Here is a 23,973-nt window from a genome sequence, read left to right as displayed (position 1 = left end):
TAGGCTGACGCCCGTGCAGTCCTACCTCGATCTCCTGACCCGGATCCTCGACGAGGGCGTCGAGAAGTCCGACCGCACCGGCACCGGCACCCTCAGCGTCTTCGGGCACCAGACGCGCTACGACCTCACCGCCGGTTTCCCGCTGCTGACCACGAAGAAGGTGCACACCCGCTCGGTCTTCGGCGAGCTGCTGTGGTTCCTGCGCGGAGACACCAACGTGAAGTGGCTCCAGGAGCGTGGCATCACCATCTGGGACGAGTGGGCCGACGAGAACGGCGACCTCGGTCCGGTCTACGGCGCGCAGTGGCGCTCGTGGCCGACCCCCGACGGACGCCACATCGACCAGCTGCGCGAGGTGATCGACCAGATCCGGGCCACCCCCGACTCGCGACGGCTGGTGGTCTCGGCGTGGAATCCCGCGGACATCCCGGACATGGCGCTGGCGCCCTGCCACGCGCTCTTCCAGTTCTACGTCAGCCCTCAGGACGACGGCCCGGGGCGGCTCAGCTGCCAGCTCTACCAGCGCAGCGCCGACGTGTTCCTCGGCGTACCTTTCAACATCGCCTCCTACGCCCTGCTGACCCACATGGTCGCGCAGGTCTGCGGGCTCGAGGTCGGCGACTTCGTGCACACGCTCGGCGATGCGCACCTCTACCTCAACCACCTCGACCAGGCCCGCGAGCAGCTGACGCGCACGCCGCGCTCCCTGCCGCGGCTGGTGCTCAACCCGGACGTCCGCGCGATCGACGCGTTCGAGCTCGAGGACATCAGCGTGGAGGACTACGACCCGCATCCGGCGATCAAGGCGCCGATCAGTGTCTGATCCGACCCGGCGCGTCGTGCTGGTGGCGGCGGTGGCCGACAACGGCGTCATCGGCAACGGCCCCGACATCCCGTGGCGCATCCCCGGCGAGCAGGCCGAGTTCAAGGAGCTCACCTGGGGTCACACCCTGCTGATGGGCCGGACGACGTATGAGTCGATCGGGCGACCGCTTCCGGGCCGTACGACCATCGTGCTCAGCCGCGATCCGGACTGGCGGCCCGCGAGCAGCCCGGGATCCGAGGCGGTGCAGGTCGCCGGTGACATCGCGGCGGCGCTCGCCCTCGCGAAGGACACGCCGGGCGACGTGATGGTGGCCGGGGGCGCGCAGGTCTACGCCGCAGCGATGCCGCACGCGACCGAGCAGGTGCTGACCCGCGTCCACCTGACGCCGGAGGGCGACGTCTTCTACCCGGCCTACGACGAGGGGTCGTGGCGGGAGTCCGCACGCGAGGACCGCGAGGGCTACGACCGCATCTTCCTGATACGGCGGACGGCGACCGCGTGAGCGCACTGCTCCGCCGTCTCGACCTGCTGCTGACCCGGCTGCGGTGGACGATCAGCGTCCCGGTCGTCGCGGCCCTCGAGCTGCTCCTCGCCTGGGGCAGCCATCCCCACGGGCTGGTCGTCGCGATCATCGCCGTACTCCTCATCGGAGCGGTGCTCGCCTCGGTGCACCACGCCGAGGTGGTGGCCCACCAGGTCGGCGAACCGCTCGGCTCGCTCCTGCTCGCCGTGTCGGTGACGGTGATCGAGGTCGGACTGATCGTGACGCTGATGGCCGGCGGCGGTTCCGGCACCGACTCGCTGGCGCGGGACACGGTGTTCTCCGCGGTGATGATCTGCCTCAACGGCATCGCCGGCGGTGCGTTCCTGATCGGGGCGGTGCGCCACCGGCTCGCGGTGTTCAATCCCGAGGGGACCGGCGCCGCGCTCGCCACCGTCAGCACCATCGCCGTGCTGTGCCTGGTGCTGCCGAGGTTCACCACCTCCCACCCGGGCCCGATCTTCACCGGTGCGCAGCTGACCTTCGCCGGCCTGGCCTCGCTGCTGGTCTACGTGCTCTTCGTGCTCACCCAGACCGGCCGCTACCGCGACTTCTTCCTGCCGGTCGCCGCCGACGGCACGGTGCGCGACGCGGACCAGGACGGCCATGCCGATCCGCCGGGCATCCGGTCGGCGGTGATCAGTGCGGCGACCCTGGTGCTGGCGCTGGTCGCGGTGGTCGGGCTGGCCAAGGTCGAGTCCGGAGCCATCAAGGACGGTGTGCACGCGCTCGGCCTGCCCGACACGGTCGTCGGGGTGGTGATCGCGCTGCTCGTGCTGCTGCCGGAGAGCATCGCCGCCTTCCGGCACGCACTCGGCGACCGGGTGCAGATCAGCCTGAACCTGGCCTACGGCTCCGCGATGGCCTCGATCGGGCTGACCATCCCGGCGATCGCGGTGGCCTCGATCTGGATCGACGGCGACCTCGTCCTGGGACTGGACCCGACCCAGATCGTGCTGCTGGCGATCTCGCTGGTGGTCGGCACGCTCACCGTCGTCCCCGGACGGGCCAAGACCCTGCACGGTGGCCTGCACGTCGTACTGCTCGCGGCCTTCGTCTTCCTCTCCGCCAGTCCGTAGTCGACTCGGGCCTCCGTCCGGGTTGGTTCGGGCCTCCGTCCCGCGGCGTGGACGCAGGCCCGACTCGACGTGGACGCAGGCCCGACTCGACGTGGACGGAGGCCCGACTCGACGTGGACGCAGGCCCGACTCGACCCGGACGCAGGCCCGACTCGGCGGTCGGTAGGGTGAAACACATGGAGTTGCGCATCTTCACCGAGCCCCAGCAGGGCGCGACGTACGACGACCTGGTCCGCCTCGCCCAGGAGGCCGAGCGCCTCGGGTTCGCGGCGTTCTTCCGGTCCGACCACTACCTGAAGATGGGCGACGTCACCGGGCAGCCCGGGCCCTCGGACGCGTGGATCACGCTGGCCGGCCTCGCCCGCGAGACCACGACGATCCGGCTCGGCACGCTCGTCACCAGCGCCACGTTCCGGCACCCCGGCCCGCTCGCTGTGAGCGTCGCCGGCGTCGACCAGATGTCCGGAGGCCGGGTCGACTTCGGCCTCGGCGCCGGGTGGTTCGAGCAGGAGCACCAGGCCTACGGCCTCCCGTTCCCGGCGACCGGCGAGCGCTTCGACCGGCTCGAGGAGCAGCTCGAGCTGATCACCGGGCTGTGGGCCGCCGAGGGCAACTACGACTTCGCCGGCCGGCACTACCAGCTCACCGACAGCCCCGCGCTGCCCAAGCCGGTCCAGCGCAGCGGTCACCGCGGCACGATCCCGGTGCTCGTGGGCGGGCACGGCAAGAAGCGCACACCCGCGCTGGCAGCGGCGTACGCCGACGAGTTCAACGTGCCCTTCGCCGACCTGGAGGCGACCCGGACGCAGTTCGGCCGCGTCGCCGCGGCCGTCGCTGATGCCGGACGCTCCGCCGAGAGCATGACCTACAGCGCGGCCCAGGTGCTCTGCGTCGGCACCGACGAGGCCGAGATCGAGCGCCGCGCCGCGGCGATCGGCCGCGACAAGGACGAGCTGCGGGAGAACGGTCTGGCCGGCACGCCGGACGAGGTGATCGCCAAGATCAAGGCGTTCGAGTCCGCCGGCGCCGCCCGGCTCTACCTCCAGGTGCTCGACCTCTCCGACCTGGACCACCTCCGCCTGGTGGCGGCTGACGTCATGCCCGCCGTCTGAGCGATACGCTGACCCCATGACCACCGCCGCTCCGTTCGGGACCGTCCTGACCGCCATGGTCACCGTCTATCGGCAGGACGGATCGGTCGACCTCGAGCAGACCCAGAAGGTGGCGCGGCACCTCGTCGACCACGGTCACGACGGTCTGGTGGTCTCCGGGACGACGGGCGAGTCGGCCACGACGACCGTCGCGGAGGACGCCGAGACCCTGGCCGCGGTCAAAGACGCCGTCGGCGATCGGGCCAAGATCGTGGCAGGGGTCGGCACCAACGACACCCGGACCACCGTCGAGCTGGCCCGTCAGGCCGAGAAGGTCGGGGCCGACGGCCTGCTGCTCGTCACGCCCTACTACAACAAGCCCGGCCAGCGTGGCATCGCGCAGCACTTCGGCCAGGTCGCCGCTGCGACCGGCGTGCCGATCATGCTCTACGACGTGCCCGGTCGCACCGGCTCGACGATCTCCTACGACGTCTACCGCGAGGCGATCGGCTGGGACACGGTCCTCGCCGTCAAGGAGGCGACCGGCGACCTGGCGCGGGGCACGAAGCTGATCGACCTCGGCTACGCGCTCTACTCCGGCGACGACGCCCTCAACCTGGCCTGGCTCGCGCACGGCGCTGTCGGCGTCGTCAGCGTCGCCGGGCACGTGGCCGGTGACCTGCTACGCGCCATGGTCGACGCGATGGCGGCCGGCGACGTGGCCACGGCCCGCAAGACGTATGCGCGGATGCTCCCCGCGATCGACGCCATCATGGGCGTCCCTAACTACGGAGCGACCACAGCGAAGGCAGCCCTCGAGCTCACCGGCGTGATCGACAACCGCTCCGTCCGCTCGCCCCTGGTGGCGCTGGACGAGGACGAGGTCGAGGCACTCCGCGCGGGTCTGGTGGCGGCTGGCCTTCTTTGATCGAAAGGGCTTCATGAGCCACCCCCATCCCGAGCTCTCCACGCCTGCGGAGCTGCCCGAGGGCGCCCTGCGCGTGATCCCGTTGGGCGGCCTCGGCGAGGTCGGCCGCAACATGACCGCCTTCGAGTACGCCGACCGGCTGCTCATCGTCGACTGCGGCGTCCTCTTCCCCGAGGACCACCAGCCCGGCGTCGACCTGATCCTGCCGGACTGGTCCTGCATCCGGGAGCGGCTGGACGCCGTCGAGGCGCTCGTCCTCACCCACGGGCACGAGGACCACATCGGTGCCACGCCCTACCTGCTGCGCGAGCGCGGCAACATCCCGCTGGTCGGCTCCAAGCTCACCCTGGCGCTGCTCGGGTCCAAGCTGCGCGAGCATCGGCTCAAGGAGACGGTGCACCACGAGGTCAAGGAGGGCGACCGGCTCAGCTTCGGCCCCTTCGACCTGGAGTTCGTGGCGGTCAACCACTCCATCCCGGACGCGCTCGCCGTGGCCATCCGCACCGGTGCCGGCATGGTGCTGCACACCGGCGACTTCAAGATGGACCAGCTGCCGCTGGACGGGCGGATCACCGACCTGCGGTCCTTCGCGCGGCTGGGGGAGGAGGGGGTCGACCTCTTCCTGACCGACTCCACCAACGCCGAGGTGCCCGGCTTCACCACCGCCGAGCGGAAGATCACCCCGGCGATCGAGCAGGTATTCCGCGAGTCCGAGCAGCGCATCATCGTGGCCTGCTTCGCCTCGCACGTCCACCGCGTGCAACAGATCCTGGACGCGGCGGTCAAGCACGGCCGCAAGGTCGGGTACGTCGGCCGTTCGATGGTCCGCAACATGCAGATCGCCTCGGACCTGGGCTACCTGCACGTGCCCGAGGGCGTCATCGTCGACGCCAAGGAGCTGGCCGAGCTGGCCCCGGAGCGGCAGGTCCTGATCTCCACCGGCTCCCAGGGCGAGCCGATGTCGGCGCTGTCGCGGATCTCCAACGGCACGCACAACTTCGTCCAGATCGCGCCCGGCGACACCGTGCTGCTGGCCTCATCGCTGATCCCGGGCAACGAGAACGCCGTCTACCGGGTCATCAACGGCCTGGCCCGGCTCGGGGCGAACGTCGTGCACAAGGGCAACGCGCTCGTGCACGTCTCGGGTCACGCCTCGGCGGGCGAGCTGCTGTACTGCTACAACATCGTCCGCCCGCGCAACGTGCTGCCGGTCCACGGCGAGATCCGGCACCTGCTCGCCAACGGCGACCTGGCGCGCGCGGTCGGGATCGACAACGTCGTCATCGCCGAGGACGGCGTGGTGGTGGATCTCGTCGACGGAGTCGCGAAGGTCGCGGGCAAGGTCGAGTGCGGCTACGTGTTCGTCGACGGCACCTCGGTCGGCGACATCACCGAGTCGGAGCTCAAGGACCGCCGGATCCTGGGCGAGGAGGGCTTCATCTCGGTGATCGTGGTGGTCGACTCGGTCAGCGGCAAGGTCTCCGCCGGACCGGAGATCCACGCCCGTGGCAACGCCTGGGACGCCGGGGCGTTCGACGACATCAAGCAGCCCATCGTGGACGCGATCAACCGGGTCGTCGCCGAGGGTGCCACCGACACCTACCAGATGCAGCAGGCGGTACGCCGGACGATCGGGCGCTGGGTCTCCGACACGCACCGTCGCCGCCCGATGATCATCCCGGTGGTGCTCGAGGCCTGATCGGTGGGGGCCTGATCGGTGCGCGGGGCCTGATCGGGTGTCCCGACAGGCTCGGCGCCGACCGGCGTGCGTGACTCCTGTGAGCGACACGCACTCCTGTGGTGCGTGTGACGGGTGTGATCACCAAATAGGGTGCTGACTATGGCGACCCGTACGTCTTCCCCGCCGGGTTCGCGGAACAGCAGCACGTCGTCCTCGACTGGCAACGGACCGCGCCCCCGGAGTACCGGCACCACCCGTGCCGCCTCCAAGGCTCCTGCACGCGGCAACTCCCGCGGCAAGAGCTCCGCTCGTCGTCCCGCAGCGCGACCGGCACCACGTGCCGTTCGCAACGGCCGGGGGCCGGTGGCGCGACTCTTCGACGGGATCGCCCGGCTGATCGCGACCATCTGGATGGGCATCGCGCGCGCCGTCGGAGCCGTCGCGCGCAGCGTCGGCCACACCGCCCGCGACCTCGAGCCGGAGCACCGCCGCGACGGCGTCGGGCTGTTCCTGCTGGCGCTGTCGGTGGTGGTCGTGGCGGCGGTGTGGTTCCAGCTCAGCGGCCGGGTCTTCCACGTCACCCGCGTCGCCGTCGCCGGCAGCGTCGGCAAGGTGGGCTGGCTGGTGCCGCTCGGTCTGGTCTACCTGGGGGTCCGCACGATGCGCGACCCGCTCAAGGGCGGCCCCGTCGGCCGTCAGGTGGTCGGCTGGTCGGCGCTCGCGCTCGGCGTGCTCGGCATCGTCCAGATCGCCAACGGCAACCCGCAGCCGGTCAACGGCGACTCCACGGACCTGCAGGCCGCCGGTGGCGCCATCGGGTACGTCGTGGCCAGTCTCCTGCTCGACCTGCTCCGCTCGAACCTGGTCGTGGTCCCGCTGCTGGCGCTGCTCGCGTTCTTCGGCGTACTCGTCATCACCGCCACCCCGCTCTACCAGGTGCCGAGCCGGCTCGCGGAGTTCCGCGACCGTGCGCTCGGCCTCGGTCCCGACGAGGACGAGGAGCCCTACGAGGACCTCTTCGACGAGGGCAACCCGCGCCGTCGCCGCTCGGCCAAGCTCTTCGCCGACGAGACCGACAGCAGGATCGAGGTGCCGGCGTACGACACCCCGGTCGTGGAGGACCCGAAGCCTGCCCGGAAGAAGCGCACCAAGCGTGCGGACAAGGCGCAGGAGCGCGATCGTGACGCGCTCGACCTGGCCCAGGAGTTCAGCAGCGTCGACGCGTTGGCCGGCGGGGACGTCGGCATCGACCTGTTCGACGAGTCCGCAGTGGCCGGCGGCGTCGCCGGAGCTGCCGCAGGGCTCGCCGACCTCGACGACGAGGACGGCCGCGAGCGCACCAACCCCCGGTTGAAGCAGATCCCGGCCAAGCCCAGGCCCGGCGAGCGGATCGACAAGTTCGAGAAGGCCGACAAGGTCGAGCTCGAGCCGCCGCCGCACGCTCAGCTGCCGCAGCGCGTCGAGCAGCTCTCGCTGTCCGGCGACATCACCTACACCCTGCCGGACAGCTCGGTGCTCAAGGCCGGTGACGCGCACCAGCCGCGGTCGAAGGCCAGTGACGACATCGTCGATCGGCTGCAGTCGGTGCTCGACGAGTTCGGCATCGACGCGCGGGTGACCGACTACACCCGCGGCCCGACCGTCACCCGCTACGTGGTCGAGGTCGGCACCGGCGTGAAGGTCGAGAAGATCCTCGGCATCCAGAAGAACATCGCCTACGCGGTGGCCAGCGCCGACGTGCGCATCCTCAGCCCCATCCCGGGCAAGTCGGCCGTCGGCGTCGAGATCCCGAACCGGGACAAGGAGATCGTCTCGCTGGGCGACGTGCTGCGGTCCAACGCGGCCCGCAGCAACACCCACCCGATGGTGGTGGGGCTCGGCAAGGACGTCGAGGGCGGCTTCGTCGTGGCGAACCTCGCCAAGATGCCGCACCTGCTGGTCGCCGGCGCCACCGGCTCGGGCAAGTCGTCGTTCATCAACTCGATGATCACCTCGATCCTGATGCGCTCCACGCCCGACGAGGTCCGGATGATCATGGTCGACCCCAAGCGCGTCGAGCTGACCGCCTACGAGGGCGTGCCGCACCTGATCACCCCGATCATCACCAACCCGAAGAAGGCCGCCGAGGCGCTCGAGTGGGTCTGCCGCGAGATGGACATGCGGTACGACGACCTCGCCAACTTCGGCTTCCGGCACATCGACGACTTCAACAAGGCGGTCAGGGCGGGCAAGGTCGAGGTTCCCGAGCACAGCGAGCGCGTGCTCTCGCCGTACCCCTACCTGCTGGTCGTCATCGACGAGCTCGCCGACCTGATGATGGTGGCCCCGCGCGACGTCGAGTCCTCGGTCGTGCGGATCACCCAGCTGGCCCGCGCGGCCGGCATCCACCTGATCCTGGCCACCCAGCGACCCTCGGTGGACGTCGTGACCGGCCTGATCAAGGCCAACGTGCCCTCCCGGCTCGCGTTCGCCACCTCGAGCCTCGCCGACTCCCGGGTCGTGCTCGACCAGCCCGGCGCGGAGAAGCTGGTCGGTCAGGGCGACGGCCTGTTCCTGCCGATGGGCGCCTCCAAGCCGATCCGCGTGCAGGGCTCGTGGGTCGGCGACAGCGAGATCGAGGCGGTGGTCAAGCACGTCAAGACCCAGCTCGAGCCCACCTACCGCGAGGACGTCACCGCCCCGGCGGAGTCCAAGCGGGTGCTCGACGACGACATCGGCGACGACCTCGACCTGGTCATCCAGGCGATCGAGCTGGTCGTCTCCACCCAGTTCGGCTCGACGTCGATGCTGCAGCGCAAGCTGCGCGTCGGCTTCGCCAAGGCCGGACGGCTCATGGACATCATGGAGAGCCGCGGCGTGGTCGGGCCCTCCGAGGGCTCCAAGGCCCGTGACGTGCTCGTCAAGCCCGACGAGATCGACAGCGTGATCGCCACCATTCAGGGAGAGATGTGATGGTCGAGGTACGACGCAACACCCGGCTCGCGACGGTGGTCGCGGTGTCCGCGCTGCTGCTCGGGGTCGGCTTCGCGACGCGCGGCGGGGGATCGGTCCTCGTGGGCGCGCTGCTGCTCCTGCTCGGACTGGCGCACGCCTGGCTCGCCTGGGACGCTCGCACGCCGCTCGCGGTCGTGGACGAGCAGGGCGTCCGGATGCGGCTCGGCCGTACCTGGCGCGGGCTGCCGTGGAGCGAGATCGACGAGGTCGAGCACCAGCCGCGTCCCGCCGGTGCTCGGCGCTGGTGGAGCGACGGACGGCTCACCGTCCTACCGGTCGACAACGCCGCCCAGCTGGACGGCCTGTCCGGCATCGCGCTGCGGCTGGGTCGGATCGCGGAGCGGATGTACGGCGTGCCGTTCGCCGTACCGCTCGGGCTCGGGACGACCGTCTCCGGTGCCGACGAGGGGCTGACCGAGGCGCTGCTCGCGCTGGCGCCGGTCGAGGTGGAGGTGGTCGAGATCGATCCGGCCCTGGCCACCGCCGACGTCACCGACGTCACCGACGTCACCGACGAGTCTCGGGCGATCGACCTGACCGACACCGCCGAGCGGCCCGCCGTGGCTGCGCACGAGGCTGCGTACGCGGCCGGTGACGAGGGCGGCCTGGAGGGTGGCCTCGACCGCGGGACGACGGCGGAGCCGACAGTGGCCGTGCTCCGTCCCAGCGTGACGCCGAGTCCGCTGCGCGAGCCGACCGTGGCGGTGCGCAGCGATGTGGTCGGCAGCGGTTCGCTCGCCCCCCTCGACGCCGCGGCCCCGGTCGCCGAGGTGGCACGGTTCGCCCAGCCAGCCGACGAGTCCGAGACCCAGGTGGTCTTCGACGATCTGGTCGACTCCGGGATCATCCCGGCCGCCGATCCGGTCATCGGCCCGAAGCTCGCCGCTGCCCGCGATCGGGTCGGCCTGAGCGTCGACCAGCTCGCCGAGCGCACCCGGATCCGCCCGCACGTCATCGAGTCGATCGAGGTCGACGACTTCGCCCCCTGCGGTGGCGACTTCTACGCCCGCGGGCACCTGCGCACGCTCGCCCGCGTTCTGGGCGTGGACTCGGCTCCGCTGCTCGCCGAGTACGACGCGACGTACGCGCACGCACCCGTCGACCCGCGAGCAGTCTTCGAGGCCGAGCTGGCCAGCAGCCACGGCGGTGGCCTGCGGCCGATGCGGGGCGGCCCGAACTGGTCGGTGCTGGTCGCCGCGGTGATGGGCGTCGTCCTGATCTGGTCCGTCGCCCGCCTGGTGATGGCCGGCTCGCCGGCCTCGCCCGCCCCGCAGATCAGTCTGGACAGCGGCTCCGCGGGCACCACCAACCCCTACGGCAAGTCCGCCGCGCCGGTGCCGGTGGTGCTGACAGCGGCCGGCGGGGGAGCGCAGGTGGTCGTCCGGGACAGCTCCGGCACCGTCGTCTTCACCGGCGACCTGGCGTTCGGTCAGACCAAGTCGCTGAAGGCCTCACCGCCGGTGCGGGTGCAGACCTCCGACGGCTCGCTCGCGGTCTCGGTCAAGGGCAGCAAGCCTGCGGCGATCGGGGCGACCGGGAAGTCGGCGCAGAAGACCTACACCGCCGACTGACGGCGATCGCGCGAGCGCAGGGAAACGGAAGGCGATCGGCGGCATTCCTGCAGGGGAAGTCCGCCGATCGCCTTCGGTTTCCCCGCCGTGCCGCTCGCCTTCAGTTTCGCCCCGCCACCCCCCGAGCCCCATACTCGTGCCAATGACTGAGCAGCTCCTCTCCGTGGCCATGGTGACCCTCGGGTGCACCCGTAACGAGGTCGACTCCGAGGAGCTCGCCGGCCGGCTGCAGGCGGGCGGATTCCGGCTGGTCGCGGACCCCGCGGACGCGGACACGGTGGTGGTCAACACCTGCGGGTTCGTCGAGCAGGCCAAGAAGGACTCGGTCGACACGCTGCTCGAGGCCGCCGACCTCAAGGAGAGCGGTCGGGCCCAGGCGGTCGTGGCGGTGGGTTGCATGGCCGAGCGGTACGGCAAGGAGCTGGCCGACTCGCTGCCCGAGGCGGATGCAGTGCTCGGCTTCGACGACTATCCCGACATCGCCGCCAAGCTGCGCGCGATCGTCGCCGGCGGCCACCACGAGGCTCACACGCCCTCGGATCGGCGGCTGCTGCTCCCGATCAGCCCCGTCGAGCGCGACGCCGCGAGCATCTCGGTCCCGGGCATGGGCGTCGCCGCACCACCGAACCTGCCGACCACCGCGGTGACCGGGATGCTCGGCGGCGCGGTCAAGGACTTCTCCGAGGTCCGCGCCCGGCTCGACGACGCGCCCTGGGCTCCGCTCAAGCTCGCCAGCGGCTGCGACAGGCGTTGCACGTTCTGCGCCATCCCCAGCTTCCGTGGCTCGTTCGTCTCGCGCCGGCCCAGCGACGTGCTGCACGAGGCGCAGTGGCTGGCCGGGCAGGGCGTCAAGGAGCTGTTCCTCGTCTCGGAGAACTCGACCTCCTACGGCAAGGACCTCGGCGACCTTCGGCTGCTCGAGTCGCTGCTGCCCGAGCTGGCGGCCGTCGAGGGCATCGAGCGCGTCCGGGTGTCCTACCTCCAGCCCGCCGAGACCCGGCCCGGCCTGGTCCGGGCGATCGCCACGACGCCGGGCGTGACGCCGTACTTCGACCTCTCCTTCCAGCACGCCTCCAACGCCGTGCTGCGCCGGATGAAGCGCTTCGGCGACCCGGACTCCTTCCTCGGCCTGCTCGAGCAGGTCCGACAGCTCGCGCCGGAGGCGGGCGTGCGCTCCAACGTCATCGTCGGCTTCCCCGGGGAGACCGAGGAGGACCTGCAGATCCTGTGCGACTTCCTCGAGGCGGCCCGGCTCGACGTCACCGGCGTCTTCGGCTACTCCGACGAGGACGGCACCGAGGCGGCCGGATTCGACGGCAAGCTGGACGAGGACGAGGTCGCCGCGCGTGCCGCGCACGTCGCAGCGCTGGTCGAGGAGCTCACCGCGCAGCGCGCCGAGGAGCGCGTCGGGGAGACCGTGGAGGTGCTGGTTGAGGAGATCGATGGCACCGAGGTGATCGGTCGCGCCGCCCACCAGGGTCCCGACGTGGATGGCGTCACGGCGCTGGTCGGCGACGTCTCCGGCGTACGTCGCGGCGACCTGGTCCGTGCCGTGGTCGTCGCCAGCGAAGGCGTGGACCTCACCGCCGAGGCCTGAACAACGGCGACCGGCCGCTAGGGTCTAGGCGTGACCGAGACCCAGGCCGCACAGCCCAGCAACTGGAACGTCCCGAACGTCCTGACGACGCTGCGGATCGTGCTGGTCCCCTTCTTCGCCTGGGCGCTGCTCGTCGACGGCGGCGACTCGGCGCGGTGGCGTCTGGTCGCGTGGGCGATCTTCTTCGTGGCCATGGTCACCGACAAGATCGACGGCGACCTGGCCCGCAAGCACAACCTGATCACGAACTTCGGCAAGATCGCCGACCCGATCGCGGACAAGGCCATCACCGGGATGGCGTTCATCGGCCTCTCGATCGTCGGCGAGGTCTGGTGGGCCGTCACGATCCTGGTGCTCATCCGGGAGTGGAGCATCACCTTCGTACGGCTCGCCGTCGCGTCCAAGGTGGTCATCGCGGCCGACACGCTCGGCAAGTGGAAGACCTTCATCCAGGCGATCGCGCTGGGCGGTCTCGTGCTGCCGCTGCGCGATGACGACGCCGCGCACTGGTGGAAGGTGCCCGGCGAGGTGCTGCACGCCGGCTTCCTGGCCTGCCTGGTGGTGGCGGTGGTGCTCACGTTCTGGTCCGGCGCGCAGTTCTACGCCAGCATCTGGCGCCAGCGCGCCAACCTGCGCTCGGCCTGAAACCCTCTCCGCGCCCGGCGCCGCATCGCCCAACATTGCCGTTGGGTAAATGTCGAATGACGTTCATCTTGGTCAGGGTTCTTTGGGGGTGCTCTCAGGTTAGGTTCCCTGCGAGTCCGGGCTGAGGGCGCGCAGAGCCTCCCCGCGGCGTCCGTTCGCACTACCGGGAGAACCTCTTGAAGCTCGCCGCACGCCGCACCCTCGGCACTGTCCTCGGTGGGGCGCTCGCCGCCGCCGGGCTGCAGGTCATGACGCTGCCGGCCGCCCACGCGGCCGGTGCCACGCATCTGGTGATCAACGAGGTGTACGGCGGGGGTGGCAACAGCGGTGCGCCCTACACCTACGACTTCGTCGAGCTGTTCAACCCCACCGACGCCGCCGTGAGCCTGTCGGGGATGAGTCTCCAGTACCGCTCCGCCGCCTCCACCACCGCGCCGGCATCGACGAGTGTCAACGCCCTCAGCGGCTCCGTCGCACCGCACGGGCACTTCCTGGTGCAGCTGGCGGCCGGCACCACGGTCCTCAACAAGCCGCTCCCGAACGTCGACCTGGCCATCACCACCTCGCCGTTGGCGCTGAGTGGGACCGGCGGCCAGGTCTACCTGGTCAACAGCACCTCGTCCGTGGCCGCGCAGACGAACACGTCGGCTCCGTGGACCTTCGCCTCCTCGGTGGTCGACTTCGTGGGCTGGGGCACCTCGACCACCGTCTACGAGGGCACCGGCGCGGCGGGCGCGACCGCCAACGCGACCTCGATCTCGCGCAAGACCCTGGGTGCCGATACCGACAACAACGCAGCCGACTTCGCCGCGGCGACGACGCCGACCCCCGAGGGCTCGGCGACCGACGGCGGCAGTTCGACCCCGACGCCGCTGGCCCTCGCGGCCGTGACCGACAAGGCCGCCTTCCGCAACACCCCGATCGCGCCGATCGCGCTCACCGCGTCGGGCGGAAAGGCGCCGTACGCCTACAGCCTGTCCGGCGACGTCGACGGCAGCGGCCTGAAGGTGTCCAGCGCCGGCGTCATCTCGGGTCTGCCCACCGCGGCCGGCACCTACCACCTGACCGCGAAGGTCACCGACAGCGCCGACACCCCGGCGACAGCGAAGCAGGACTTCACCCTCACCGTCACCGACGGCGACACAGCGAACCATGTCGTCATCGCCGAGGTCTGGGGCGACGGCGGCTACGGCGGCACGGCCTACAAGAACAGCTTCATCGAGCTCTACAACCCGACCGACTCCACCATCGGGCTCAGCGGCGACTCGATCGCCTACGTCCCGGCGTCGAACGCCACGCCCCCGGTGGTGGGTGCGACGCTGCAGTCGAACCTGACCGGCGACATCCCGGCGCACTCGTTCTACCTGATCGCGGGGGTGTCCTCCAACGGCGGCTCCAACGGCGTCGACCTGCCGGCTCCCGACGACAACTCGACGATCAACTGGCACTACGCCGACGGCACCATCGCGCTTCTCGACACCCAGGACGAGACTTCGCTGACGGCCGGTGACCTCACCGACGCACCGCACGTCGTCGACGCCGTCGGCTACGGACCGAGCACCGGCTACGTCCCGGTCGCCTACGAGGGTGCCGTCACCGGGACGGCCACCGGCTCCGCGATCGCCGCCCTGCGCTCGCCGGTCGGGACGGACACCGACAACAACCACACCGACTTCACCACCATCGCGCCGTACGCGATCAACGCCAACGGCGACACCCAGCCCGAGCTCAAGCTCACCCCCGTCACCGACCAGACGGCTCTCACCAACCAGCCGATGACGCCGATCGACCTCGACGTCTCCGGCGGCGTCGGCGCGATCACCTACTCGCTGAGCGGCCAGCCGGCAGGGGTGTCGATCGACAGCGCGACCGGCGTGATCAGCGGTACGCCGAGCGCCGCCGGCACCTTCACGCTCACCGCCAAGGCGGCCGACACCCTCAACGACGTCGCCTCGATCAGCTTCAAGCTCACCGTCGGCAGCTTCCTGGTGACCAACCCGGGCGACCAGACCCTCGACAAGGGCGGTCCGGCCGACATCCAGCTCACCGCCTCGCCGGCGAACACCAACGGGTACGGTTTCGCGCTGAAGTCGGGCGGCACGCTGCCCGCGGGGCTGACGCTCGACGGCACGACCGGTGAGATCACCGGTACGCCGACGGCCACGCAGTCGGCGACCCCCGTCACGATCACCGTGACGAACAAGGACGACGCGACCACCATCGACGTGACCTTCAGCATCACCGTCACCGCCGACGTGACCTCGATCGCGACCATCCAGGGCGCCGGGCAGCGCTCGTCGTACGCGCCGGCCTCGGGCACGGGGGCCGGACAGACGGTGAGCACCGAGGGCGTCGTCACAGCGGTCTGGGACGAGGGCTACTCCGGCACCGGCACCGCCGCGGCCCTGGGCACGGCGAACAGCGGCCTGTCCGGCTTCGTCATCCAGACCCCCGACCCGGACGTGGCGACCTCGCCGTCCTCGGAGGCGATCTTCGTCTTCTACAGCGGCACCACCTTCACCGGCAAGGACGCCAACGGGTCCGCGATCACGGTGGGCGACTCGATCAAGGTGAGCGGCACCGTGAGCGAGTACAAGGCAGCCAGCGCCGCCTCCACGGAGACCGCGACCGAGATCACCGCCACCGTCGCCAACACCCACAAGCTGGGCGCCTCGCTCGGCACGGTGACGGTCCAGACCACCCTGCCGGCGACGTACGCCGATCGGGAGGCCCACGAGTGGGAGGCCTACGCGCCCACCGACACCGTCGTGACCGACACCTACGACTACGAGTCGGACGGCGAGCTCGGCCTGGCCAGCGGCGGCAAGCCGCTCGTGCAGCCGACCGAGGTCTGCACCACCGCGCAGACCTCCTGCATCCAGGACGCCGAGACCGACATCGTCAACCGTGGCTACTTCCTCGGCGACGGCACCAACACCTTCTTCCTCTCCGGAAGCACGCACTACAGCCCGAACAAGAGCGGCAACAGCGCCATCCCGCTTCCCTACATGGACGCCTCGACCTCGGCGCGCGTCGGCGCCCGCGTGACGGCACCGACGGGACACGCGCTGATCCTCGGCTTCTGGCCGGACCTGTCGCAGACGGCTGCCAGCCGCCCGGGCAAGTGGTACCTGCAGCCGGAGCGCGCCGTCCTCGGTACGCCGGGCACGACCACGACCGCCGGCACGCCGGACCTGGGCAAGGACGTGGTCAGCTTCGAGGACACCCGCGCCGAGAACGCCACCCCCGACCCGGCCAACATCAACGCCGACGCCACCTCCAACATCCGGGTGGCCACCTTCAATGTGGAGAACTTCTTCACCGAGACCGGTGAGGCGTTCGCCGACGACAACCCGGCGATCGGCAACTCCGCCGCAGGCGTGACCTCGTCGACCACGAAGGGCTGCCAGTACGACTACGACCGGGCCGGCAACCGTGAGCTGACCTACCAGTGCGTCTCGCCGTACGGACAGGCGACGGCCTGGGACCCGGTCTCCGGCACGCCGACCGCCTACAAGGCCGGGGTGACGAACGCCCCGCGCGGTGCGGCGCGGCAGCAGGACCTGGACCGGCAGACCGCCAAGATCGTCACCGCCATCAACGGTCTGGGCGGCATCGACCCCAACGCGGTCAACCACAGCTCGGGCGCCGACATCATCTCGCTGGAGGAGATCGAGAACCCCAACAAGCTCAAGCAGGGCATCACCAACAGCCCGCTCTCCCCGGACCTGTCGAACCTCAAGGACCAGGGTCAGGGCACGCCGATCGCCAACCGCGACGCCGCGCTGAAGTACCTGGTGGACAAGCTCAACGCGGCCGCCGGCAGCACGGTGTGGGGCTACGTGAAGAGCCCCGAGGAGGCCACCGACGCCACCTCGATGGTGCACATGTGCTCGATCCTGCGCGGTGATGGGGTCACCCCGATCGACGGCAACGCCGCGTCCCGCGCCAACGCCAGCTGCTCCTACGCCTCCACCCAGGACGTGATCCGGTCGGCGTTCATCTACAAGGTGGCCACCGTCGTACCGGTCGGGTCCTCCGACATCGACTTCCCGGCCAACCCGCTGAGCCCCGACGGCACCGGCAACAACGCGCAGCCCACCTACAACGGTGCTACGCCGTTCGACCCGGCCCGCGAGCCGCTGGCCCAGTTCTTCAAGCCGAAGGGCTACCCGAACGCCGACGGCTTCGCCGTGATCGTGAACCACTTCAAGTCCAAGGGTGGGACCTCCACCAGCGACGACCCGGGGATCACGGTCACCGGCGACAACAAGTCCGACCCGCTCGTCGGCGCCTACAACACGGCGCGCACGAAGGAGGCGCAGGAGCTCGTCCGCTTCGCCAACCAGTTCGCGGCGCAGTGGCACACCGACAAGGTGCTCATGGTCGGTGACTTCAACTCCTACACCGACGAGGACCCGGTCTCCGCCGTCCTGGACGCCTCGAAGACCGACCCGGACAACGGCGTCGGCGCGCTGAACTTCTCGCTCATCGAGTCCAGCGACGCCAGCGACCTCACCTACAACTACACCTCCAACGTCAACGTCGGCCTGGACTCCAGCGGCGCGCTCCACGTCGCGACGCCGAACACCAGCGGCACCAGCGGCACCGACCAGGTCGGCTACGGCACCGTCGGCTCGATCGACCACGAGTTCATGTCGGCCGGCTTCAGGTCGATGTTCACCGGCGCCGACGTGTGGGAGATCAACGCCAACGAGACCGACGCCTACGACTACGGGCGGTTCAACACCAACGCGACCGACTTCTACTACGGGACCGCGCCCGGCTCGTCGGTGCCGGCGGACGCGTCGTACGACGACGACCTCAAGGTGGCGACGCCGTTCCGCAGCTCGGACCACAACCCGATGGTGATGGGCATCCGGATCCCGGCACTCGCCGACGCGAGTGCGGCCAAGGTGACCGACGTCCAGCTGGTGGGGGTCAACGACTTCCACGGGCGCCTCATCGCGGACTCGAGCGATGGTGGTGCGGCGGCGCTCGGTGGCGCTGTCGACGAGCTCCGCGAGCAGTACGGCGCGGACAAGACCCTGTTCGTCTCCGGCGGCGACAATGTCGGCGCCTCGACGTTCGAGTCGTTCACCGCGCACGACAAGCCCTCCCTGGACGCCCTCGCGACCCTGGGTCTCGACGTCTCCACCGTCGGCAACCACGAGTTCGACGGCCAGGCGTCGCTCGGTGCCGGCAACGTGGGCTGGAAGGACCTCGTCAACCGGCTGATGAAGCCCTACGACGCCACGACCAACCCCTACGGGCCGGTGGCGACGGCGGCCGACCCGAGCGGGCTGCCGTACCTGGCCGCGAACGTCACCTACGCGACCGACCCCGATGGCAGCGGCCCGCTCAAGGCCGGTGACACGATCGCTCCGGCGACCAAGTCCTTCACCATCGCCAACCCGCTCGATGCGAGCAAGCCGATCAAGATCGGCTTCGTGGGCACTGTCACCCCCGACCTCGTCTCGCTGGAGAGCCCTGCCAACCTGGCCGGCATCCACGTCGACGACGAGGCGGCCACCATCGCGGCGATCAACGGCTACGCCGCGCAGCTCAAGGCCGCCGGGGACCAGATCGTCGTGCTCCTGACCCACGAGGGCGCGGCGTCGACCGACTGCTCCTCGATCACCTCCGCGGGCGGCTCGTTCGCCCAGGAGCTGAACGGCGTGAGTGACGACGTGGACGCGGTCCTGTCGGGTCACACCCACCTCGAGTACAGCTGCACGATGCCGAAGAAGGCGACGGCCAGCAACCCGCTGACCACCCGCCCGGTGATGCAGGCGGGTTCCTACGGCGTGGCCCTCGACCAGCTCGTCTACTCCTTCGACCAGAACGGCACGCCGACGGACGTCACCTCCAACATCGTCGGCGTGAAGGGTCCGGTCAGCACGCTGTTCAGCGCGCCGGACGACGCCGCGGTGAAGTCCATCGTCGACGACGCCGTGACGGCCTCGGCCACCGCCGGCGCCAAGGTGCTCGGCAAGCTCGGTGGTCCGTTCGACAGGGCGCGGCTCTCCGACGGCACCGAGAACCGCGGCGGGGAGTCGACGCTGGGCAACCAGATCGCCGAGATCCAGCGCTGGGCGACCTCGTCCGACGACCCCGACGGCTACGTCTCCTCGGCGAACGGGTCGGCGCAGATCGCCTTCATGAACCCCGGCGGCCTGCGGGCCGACCTGGAGGGCACGAGCAGCGACGGCTCCGGCGACCTCACCTATCGCGCGGCGGCCGACGTGCAGCCGTTCGCCAACGAGCTGACCAACATGTCGCTGACGGGCGATCAGATCAAGACGGTGCTCGAGGAGCAGTGGTCGCGCGACAACATCGACAACGCGAAGGCCAACATCCCGGCCCGCCCCTTCCTCAAGCTGGGCATCAGCAAGGGCTTCACCTACAGCTATCACGAGGTCGCCGACCCGGTGCACAGCGGCGCGAAGCTCGGCGTGATCGACGGGATGTGGCTCGACGGGGTGCCGATCGAGGCCGACCAGCACTACAGCGTCACCGTCAACTCCTTCCTGGCCACCGGCGGCGACAACTTCTGGGAGCTCGCGAACGGCACCCACCAGGAGGACACCGAGCAGACGGACCTGCAGGCCCAGGTCGACTACATGTCGAGCCTCGGCGACAAGGCCCTGCCGGTCGACGACAGCCAGCGCGGCGTCGAGATCACCTTCCCCGGTGGCACGGCTCCGACGATCACCGGCGACGCGCAGGAGATCACCTTCGACGTCGCCTCCCTCGACATGACCGGCAAGAGCGCCGCCAACACCGCCGGCGACCCGCAGGACGCCCATGTCCTGGTCAAGCTCAACGGCACGGTGCTCGGCACGTTCGCTGTGACCCACACGAACACCACGCAGCCCTACGACGACCGCGGTACCGCGAGCGTCGACGTCACCCTGCCGGCGGGCGCGAAGGGTCGGCTGACGGTGGAGGGCGACACCACGGGCACCGTGGCGGTCGTCCCGCTGGACCTGCCCAAGCAGACCAGCACCGTCAGCGCCGACGCGCAGAAGGTGACCGCCGGCTCGGGGTCGATCAAGGCCACCGTCGCCGCGGGCTCGGGCAGCGTCACGCCCGGCGGCTCGGTGACCTTCAAGGACGGCGACAAGGTCCTCGGCACCGCTCCGGTCGGTGACGATGGCCTGGCCACCCTCTCGCTGGTGGGTGTCTCGCTCACGGCCGGTGACCACACCATCACCGCGTCGTACGGCGGTGACGCCACCTTCGACGCCGACAGCACGACATTCACGCTGACGGTGGTGGCTCCGCTGGCGCTGGACGCGATCACGAGCCAGAGCTGGACCGCCGACACGGCGATCACCTCGGTGACAGCGTCGGCCACGGGCGGCACCGCGCCGTACGCCTTCTCGGCGACCGGCCTCCCGGCCGGGGTGTCGATCACCGCCGGCGGAGCGATCAGCGGTACGCCGACCGGTGCCGGCTCGGGCACAGCGACGATCACCGTCACCGACGCCACCTCCGCGACCGCGCAGACCACGTTCGGCTGGACGGTGGCGGCGGCTCCGGTGCCGCTGGCGATCAACCCGCTCGGCGCTCAGAGCTGGTCGGCCGGCAGGGCGATCACCTCGGTGACAGCGTCGGCCACCGGCGGCACCACGCCGTACACCTTCTCGGCGACGGGCCTGCCCGCGGGTGTCTCGATCTCCAGCGCCGGCCTCATCAGCGGCACGCCGCGGGCTGCGGGCTCCGGAGCGGCGACGATCACCGTCACCGACGCCACCTCCGCGACGGAGCACACGACGCTGGCCTGGACGGTCAGGGCGTCGTCCACCGGTCACCCGACCGGCCCGACGACCCACCCGGTCGCCGTCACGGTGAAGGTGCTCGACAAGACCATCAAGGCCAAGCACGGCAAGGCCAAGGTCACCATCACCGTGACCTCGGCCGATGGTGCCAGGCACACCGGTGAGGTGACGCTGAAGGGCGGTGGCCTCAAGGGCAGCGGCGTGCTGAAGAACAACAAGGTCACCATCACGCTGAAGAAGGCGAAGCCGGGCAAGCACAAGGTCCGGATCAGCTACAGCGGCGATGCGACCTCGCTGGCCAGGACCGTCACCGTGACGATCAAGGTCAGGCGCTAGGCGCGAGAGCACGAGGGCCCGGCCGGTCGGAGGACCGGCCGGGCCCTCGCACGTCCGGTGACAGCTCGCGGGCTCGGACTCAGGGCTCGCCGAGCGTCTCGGCGGCCTCGCCGGCCCGGCCCACGTCCCCACCGGGGCGGGTCGCGCCGTGCTCGTGGTCGGGCGCGTCATGGTCGCCGGGCTGCCGTGCATCGGCGAGCGCGAAGGCGGCCTGGATCAGCGCGAGGTGGCTGAAGGCCTGCGGGAAGTTGCCGACCATCCGCTCCTCGCCGGGGTCGTACTCCTCGGCCAGCAGCCCGACGTCGTTGGTCAGCGCCACCAGCCGGTCGAAGAGCGCGTGCGCATCCTCGAGTCGACCGGCGCCGGCGTAGGCGGAGACGAGCCAGAACGAGCAGGCCAGGAAGGGGTGCTCGTCACCGGGCAGCCCGTCGACACCGGACTCGGTGCGGTAGCGCATCACCAGGCCCTCGCGCAGCAGGTCCTTCTCGATCGCGTCGATCGTGCCGAGGACGCGCGGGTCGTCCCCGGGCAGGAAGCCGACCAGCGGGAGCATCAGCAGCGCGGCGTCCACCTCGGTGCTGCCCTCGTGCTGCACGAACGTGTTGCGGTCGGCGTCGTACGCCGTCTCCAGCACCGCCTCGCGGATCCGGTCGCGGATCGCACGCCACTCCTCGACCGGTCCGTCGACGTCGTACTCCTCGATCGCGCGGACGGCGCGGTCGAAGGCGACCCACATCATCACCCGGGAGTGGGTGAACTGCTGCGGCTCGCCGCGGATCTCCCACAGCCCGTGGTCCGGCTCCTGCCAGTGCTTGGCCAGCTCACCGACCAGGGCGCGCTGCAGGGCCCAGGCGTTGGCATCGGGCCGGGCCCCTGCCGCCCGGTCCAGGGCCAGGGCGTCCATCACCTCGCCCAGGACGTCGTGCTGGAGCTGGTCGACGGCCGCGTTGCCGATCCGCACCGGCGTCGAGCCGGCGTAGCCCGGCAGGTGGTCCAGGGTGCTCTCCGGCAGCCGCCGGCGCCCGTCGACGCCGTACATGATCTGCAGGTCCTGGGGGTCGCCGGCCACCGCGCGCAGGAGCCAGTTGCGCCACAGGTCGGCCTCGTCGATGTAACCGGCCCGGATCAGGCTCGCGGTGGTCAGCGCGGCGTCGCGCAACCAGCAGTAGCGGTAGTCCCAGTTGCGCACGCCGCCGAAGTCCTCGGGCAGCGAGGTGGTCGGGGCCGCGACGATGCCGCCGCTCTCGGCGTGGGTCATCAGCCGCAGGGTCATCAGCGAGCGCAGCACCACGTCGCGGTGCGGAACCTCGGCGGTGCACCGGTCCGCCCACTCCTGGTCGGCGGCGATGGTGCGGTCGACCGCCTCCAGGACACCGTCGAGGTCCGCCAGCCCCTCCAGGGAGGCGTAGGACGGCAGCCAGGTGGTGATGAAGACCAGCTCGTCACCGGCGCGCACGTCGAACCGGTCGGTGTGCCGGTGATCGGCCGCCCGTGGCAGGCGCGGGCCGCGCAGCACGAGCATGTCGGGACCGGCGGTGGCGGTGATGACGTGGTGGCCGTGGACGGTGCGGCGCCGTACCCACGGCAGGATCGCGCCGTAGTCGGGCCGGACCAGCCACTCGTGCTCCATGCTCACGGTCCCGCTGACCCCGCGCAGGATCCGCACCACGTCGGCCTGGCCGTCGCCCTCGGGCATCAGGTCGGTCAGCGTCATCACCCCGGAGTCGGTGGTGAAGGTGGTCTCCAACGCGCTCGAGGAGCCGACGTAGCGACGGGTCACCGTGTGCTCGCCGCTGGGGCGCAACTGCCAGTGCCCGTGGTCGTCGGTGCCCAGCAGCGCGGCGAAGCAGGCGCCGCTGTCGAAGCTCGGCAGGCACAGCCAGTCGATCGATCCGTTGGTGCCGACCAGCGCTGCGGTCCGGCGGTCGCCGATGAGCGCGTACTCCTCGATGGGCAGAGACATGACGCGAGCGTACGGCCTGGGGCGAAGACCTAGGATCGATCCATGACCCCGTCGAGTGACGTGCCTCCGGAACCCGATCAGTCCGCGCTCGACCTGGCGACCCGGGTCTTCCTGGCGCTGCGGGCGGCGGGGGAGACGCTGGCGACGGCGGAGTCGCTGACCGGCGGCCAGCTGGCTGCGTTGGTCACCGACGTGCCGGGGGTGTCCGACACCTATCTCGGCGGCGTGGTCAGCTATGCCACCGAGCTCAAGATCTCCCTGCTGGGCGTGTCCGCGGAGCTGGTCGAGGAGCACGGAGTGGTCTCCGGCCCGTGCGCCGAGGCGATGGCGACCGGCGTCCGCGGCCTGACCGGCTCGACGTGGGCGCTCGCCACCACCGGCGTCGCCGGGCCCACGGCGCAGGAGGGGAAGCCGGTCGGGACGGTGTACGTCGGGATCGCCGGACCGGGACGCGTCGAGGCGATTGAGCTCAGCCTGGACGGGGATCGGCCGACCATCCAGGAGCAGACCTGCGAGCGGGCGCTCGCCGCGCTCGACTCGGCGTTGACCGAGCAGGTGCGGCGGGAATCACGGGCCCTCGGGTAGCGTTGACCCACCACAGCGATGGACGGTTCGAACACAGGAGGCAAGCCGATGGTGCTGTTCCGGCGGTTGCTCGGTGATGTGCTCCGTGCTCAGCGCGTGGAGCGGGGCATGACGCTCCGCGAGGTCTCGGCCGGGGCGCGGGTCAGCCTGGGCTACATCTCCGAGATCGAGCGCGGCCAGAAGGAGGCGTCCTCGGAGCTGCTGGCCTCCCTGTGCTCGGCGATGGACGTCAGCCTGGCGACCGTCCTGCGCGAGGTGTCCGACGCTGTGGCGATCGAGGAGGCGGCGACGCTGCCGACGCGGATCCCGGTGCGCACCGCGGGCGACGTGGTCGCCTCGGCGGCCGCCTGAC

The 23,973-nt window shown here is 70.7% G+C and carries 14 protein-coding genes; 13 read left to right on the top strand and 1 reads right to left on the bottom strand.

Annotation, left to right across the window (positions count from 1 at the left end; genetic code table 11):
• Positions 1 to 13: 13 nt before the first annotated feature.
• From P5P86_RS13370 to P5P86_RS13320, 11 genes are all read left to right on the top strand, one after another.
• The gene (locus P5P86_RS13370) at positions 14 to 823 is read left to right on the top strand and encodes a thymidylate synthase (RefSeq protein WP_280607934.1); all 810 of its coding nucleotides are present in this window, start codon (positions 14 to 16) and stop codon (positions 821 to 823) included.
• The gene (locus P5P86_RS13365) at positions 816 to 1,328 is read left to right on the top strand and encodes a dihydrofolate reductase (protein ID WP_280607933.1); all 513 of its coding nucleotides are present in this window, start codon (positions 816 to 818) and stop codon (positions 1,326 to 1,328) included. Before P5P86_RS13370 ends, P5P86_RS13365 begins: the two co-directional genes overlap by 8 nt.
• Positions 1,325 to 2,446: a calcium:cation antiporter gene (locus tag P5P86_RS13360; RefSeq protein WP_280607932.1), complete on the top strand. Its 1,122-nt coding sequence runs from the start codon at positions 1,325 to 1,327 to the stop codon at positions 2,444 to 2,446. The genes P5P86_RS13365 and P5P86_RS13360 overlap by 4 nt, the downstream gene beginning before the upstream one ends.
• A gap of 176 nt (positions 2,447 to 2,622) precedes the next feature.
• Positions 2,623 to 3,558 (top strand): LLM class F420-dependent oxidoreductase, encoded by a 936-nt coding sequence (locus P5P86_RS13355; protein WP_280607931.1) that lies wholly within the window; start codon positions 2,623 to 2,625, stop codon positions 3,556 to 3,558.
• 16 nt (positions 3,559 to 3,574) lie between these two features.
• Positions 3,575 to 4,465 (top strand): 4-hydroxy-tetrahydrodipicolinate synthase, encoded by an 891-nt coding sequence (gene dapA / locus P5P86_RS13350; RefSeq protein ID WP_280607930.1) that lies wholly within the window; start codon positions 3,575 to 3,577, stop codon positions 4,463 to 4,465.
• Between the two features lie 13 nt (positions 4,466 to 4,478).
• On the top strand, positions 4,479 to 6,164 hold the full coding sequence (locus P5P86_RS13345) for a ribonuclease J (protein WP_280607929.1): 1,686 nt from the start codon (positions 4,479 to 4,481) through the stop codon (positions 6,162 to 6,164).
• 141 nt (positions 6,165 to 6,305) lie between these two features.
• Complete coding sequence (locus tag P5P86_RS13340) at positions 6,306 to 9,098, top strand: DNA translocase FtsK (RefSeq protein WP_280607928.1); 2,793 nt, start codon at positions 6,306 to 6,308, stop codon at positions 9,096 to 9,098.
• Entirely contained in the window at positions 9,098 to 10,711 is a 1,614-nt protein-coding gene (locus tag P5P86_RS13335; protein WP_280607927.1) for a helix-turn-helix domain-containing protein, read from the top strand. The genes P5P86_RS13340 and P5P86_RS13335 overlap by 1 nt, the downstream gene beginning before the upstream one ends.
• Positions 10,712 to 10,853: 142 nt before the next feature.
• Positions 10,854 to 12,308, top strand: a complete 1,455-nt coding sequence (rimO, locus tag P5P86_RS13330) for a 30S ribosomal protein S12 methylthiotransferase RimO (RefSeq protein ID WP_280607926.1) — start codon at positions 10,854 to 10,856, stop codon at positions 12,306 to 12,308.
• A gap of 30 nt (positions 12,309 to 12,338) precedes the next feature.
• Positions 12,339 to 12,953 carry a CDP-diacylglycerol--glycerol-3-phosphate 3-phosphatidyltransferase gene (pgsA, locus tag P5P86_RS13325; protein ID WP_280607925.1) on the top strand — a complete coding sequence of 205 codons (615 nt, stop codon included), beginning with the start codon at positions 12,339 to 12,341 and terminating at the stop codon, positions 12,951 to 12,953.
• A 176-nt stretch (positions 12,954 to 13,129) separates the two neighbouring features.
• Positions 13,130 to 21,073 (top strand): putative Ig domain-containing protein, encoded by a 7,944-nt coding sequence (locus P5P86_RS13320; protein WP_280607924.1) that lies wholly within the window; start codon positions 13,130 to 13,132, stop codon positions 21,071 to 21,073.
• 79 nt (positions 21,074 to 21,152) lie between these two features.
• On the opposite strand, the gene P5P86_RS13315 is transcribed toward P5P86_RS13320, so the two are convergent.
• On the bottom strand, positions 21,153 to 23,036 hold the full coding sequence (locus tag P5P86_RS13315; protein ID WP_280607923.1) for a glycoside hydrolase family 15 protein: 1,884 nt from the start codon (positions 23,034 to 23,036) through the stop codon (positions 21,153 to 21,155).
• A 42-nt stretch (positions 23,037 to 23,078) separates the two neighbouring features.
• On the opposite strand from P5P86_RS13315, the gene P5P86_RS13310 reads away from it, so the two are divergent.
• Both P5P86_RS13310 and P5P86_RS13305 read left to right on the top strand, forming a co-directional pair.
• Positions 23,079 to 23,621 carry a CinA family protein gene (locus P5P86_RS13310; RefSeq protein ID WP_280607922.1) on the top strand — a complete coding sequence of 181 codons (543 nt, stop codon included), beginning with the start codon at positions 23,079 to 23,081 and terminating at the stop codon, positions 23,619 to 23,621.
• Positions 23,622 to 23,669: 48 nt separating this feature from the next.
• On the top strand, positions 23,670 to 23,972 hold the full coding sequence (locus P5P86_RS13305; RefSeq protein WP_280607921.1) for a helix-turn-helix domain-containing protein: 303 nt from the start codon (positions 23,670 to 23,672) through the stop codon (positions 23,970 to 23,972).
• Position 23,973 lies beyond the last annotated feature (1 nt).

The organism is Nocardioides sp. BP30 (assembly GCF_029873215.1).
Classification (GTDB): Bacteria; Actinomycetota; Actinomycetes; order Propionibacteriales; family Nocardioidaceae; genus Nocardioides.
The sequence above is the reverse complement of the archived record's forward strand: the minus strand, read 5'-3'. Positions and strand labels throughout refer to the sequence as shown.

What these genes read in the sequence shown, in the direction of transcription:
- P5P86_RS13355 (WP_280607931.1), top strand. Translation starts at nt 2,623, where the DNA reads ATGGAGTTGCGCATCTTCACCGAGCCCCAGCAGGGCGCGACGTACGAC.
- dapA (WP_280607930.1), top strand. Translation starts at nt 3,575, where the DNA reads ATGACCACCGCCGCTCCGTTCGGGACCGTCCTGACCGCCATGGTCACC.
- P5P86_RS13345 (WP_280607929.1), top strand. Translation starts at nt 4,479, where the DNA reads ATGAGCCACCCCCATCCCGAGCTCTCCACGCCTGCGGAGCTGCCCGAG.
- P5P86_RS13340 (WP_280607928.1), top strand. Translation starts at nt 6,306, where the DNA reads ATGGCGACCCGTACGTCTTCCCCGCCGGGTTCGCGGAACAGCAGCACG.
- P5P86_RS13335 (WP_280607927.1), top strand. Translation starts at nt 9,098, where the DNA reads ATGGTCGAGGTACGACGCAACACCCGGCTCGCGACGGTGGTCGCGGTG.
- rimO (WP_280607926.1), top strand. Translation starts at nt 10,854, where the DNA reads ATGACTGAGCAGCTCCTCTCCGTGGCCATGGTGACCCTCGGGTGCACC.
- P5P86_RS13315 (WP_280607923.1), bottom strand. Translation starts at nt 23,036, where the DNA reads ATGTCTCTGCCCATCGAGGAGTACGCGCTCATCGGCGACCGCCGGACC.
- P5P86_RS13310 (WP_280607922.1), top strand. Translation starts at nt 23,079, where the DNA reads ATGACCCCGTCGAGTGACGTGCCTCCGGAACCCGATCAGTCCGCGCTC.
- P5P86_RS13305 (WP_280607921.1), top strand. Translation starts at nt 23,670, where the DNA reads ATGGTGCTGTTCCGGCGGTTGCTCGGTGATGTGCTCCGTGCTCAGCGC.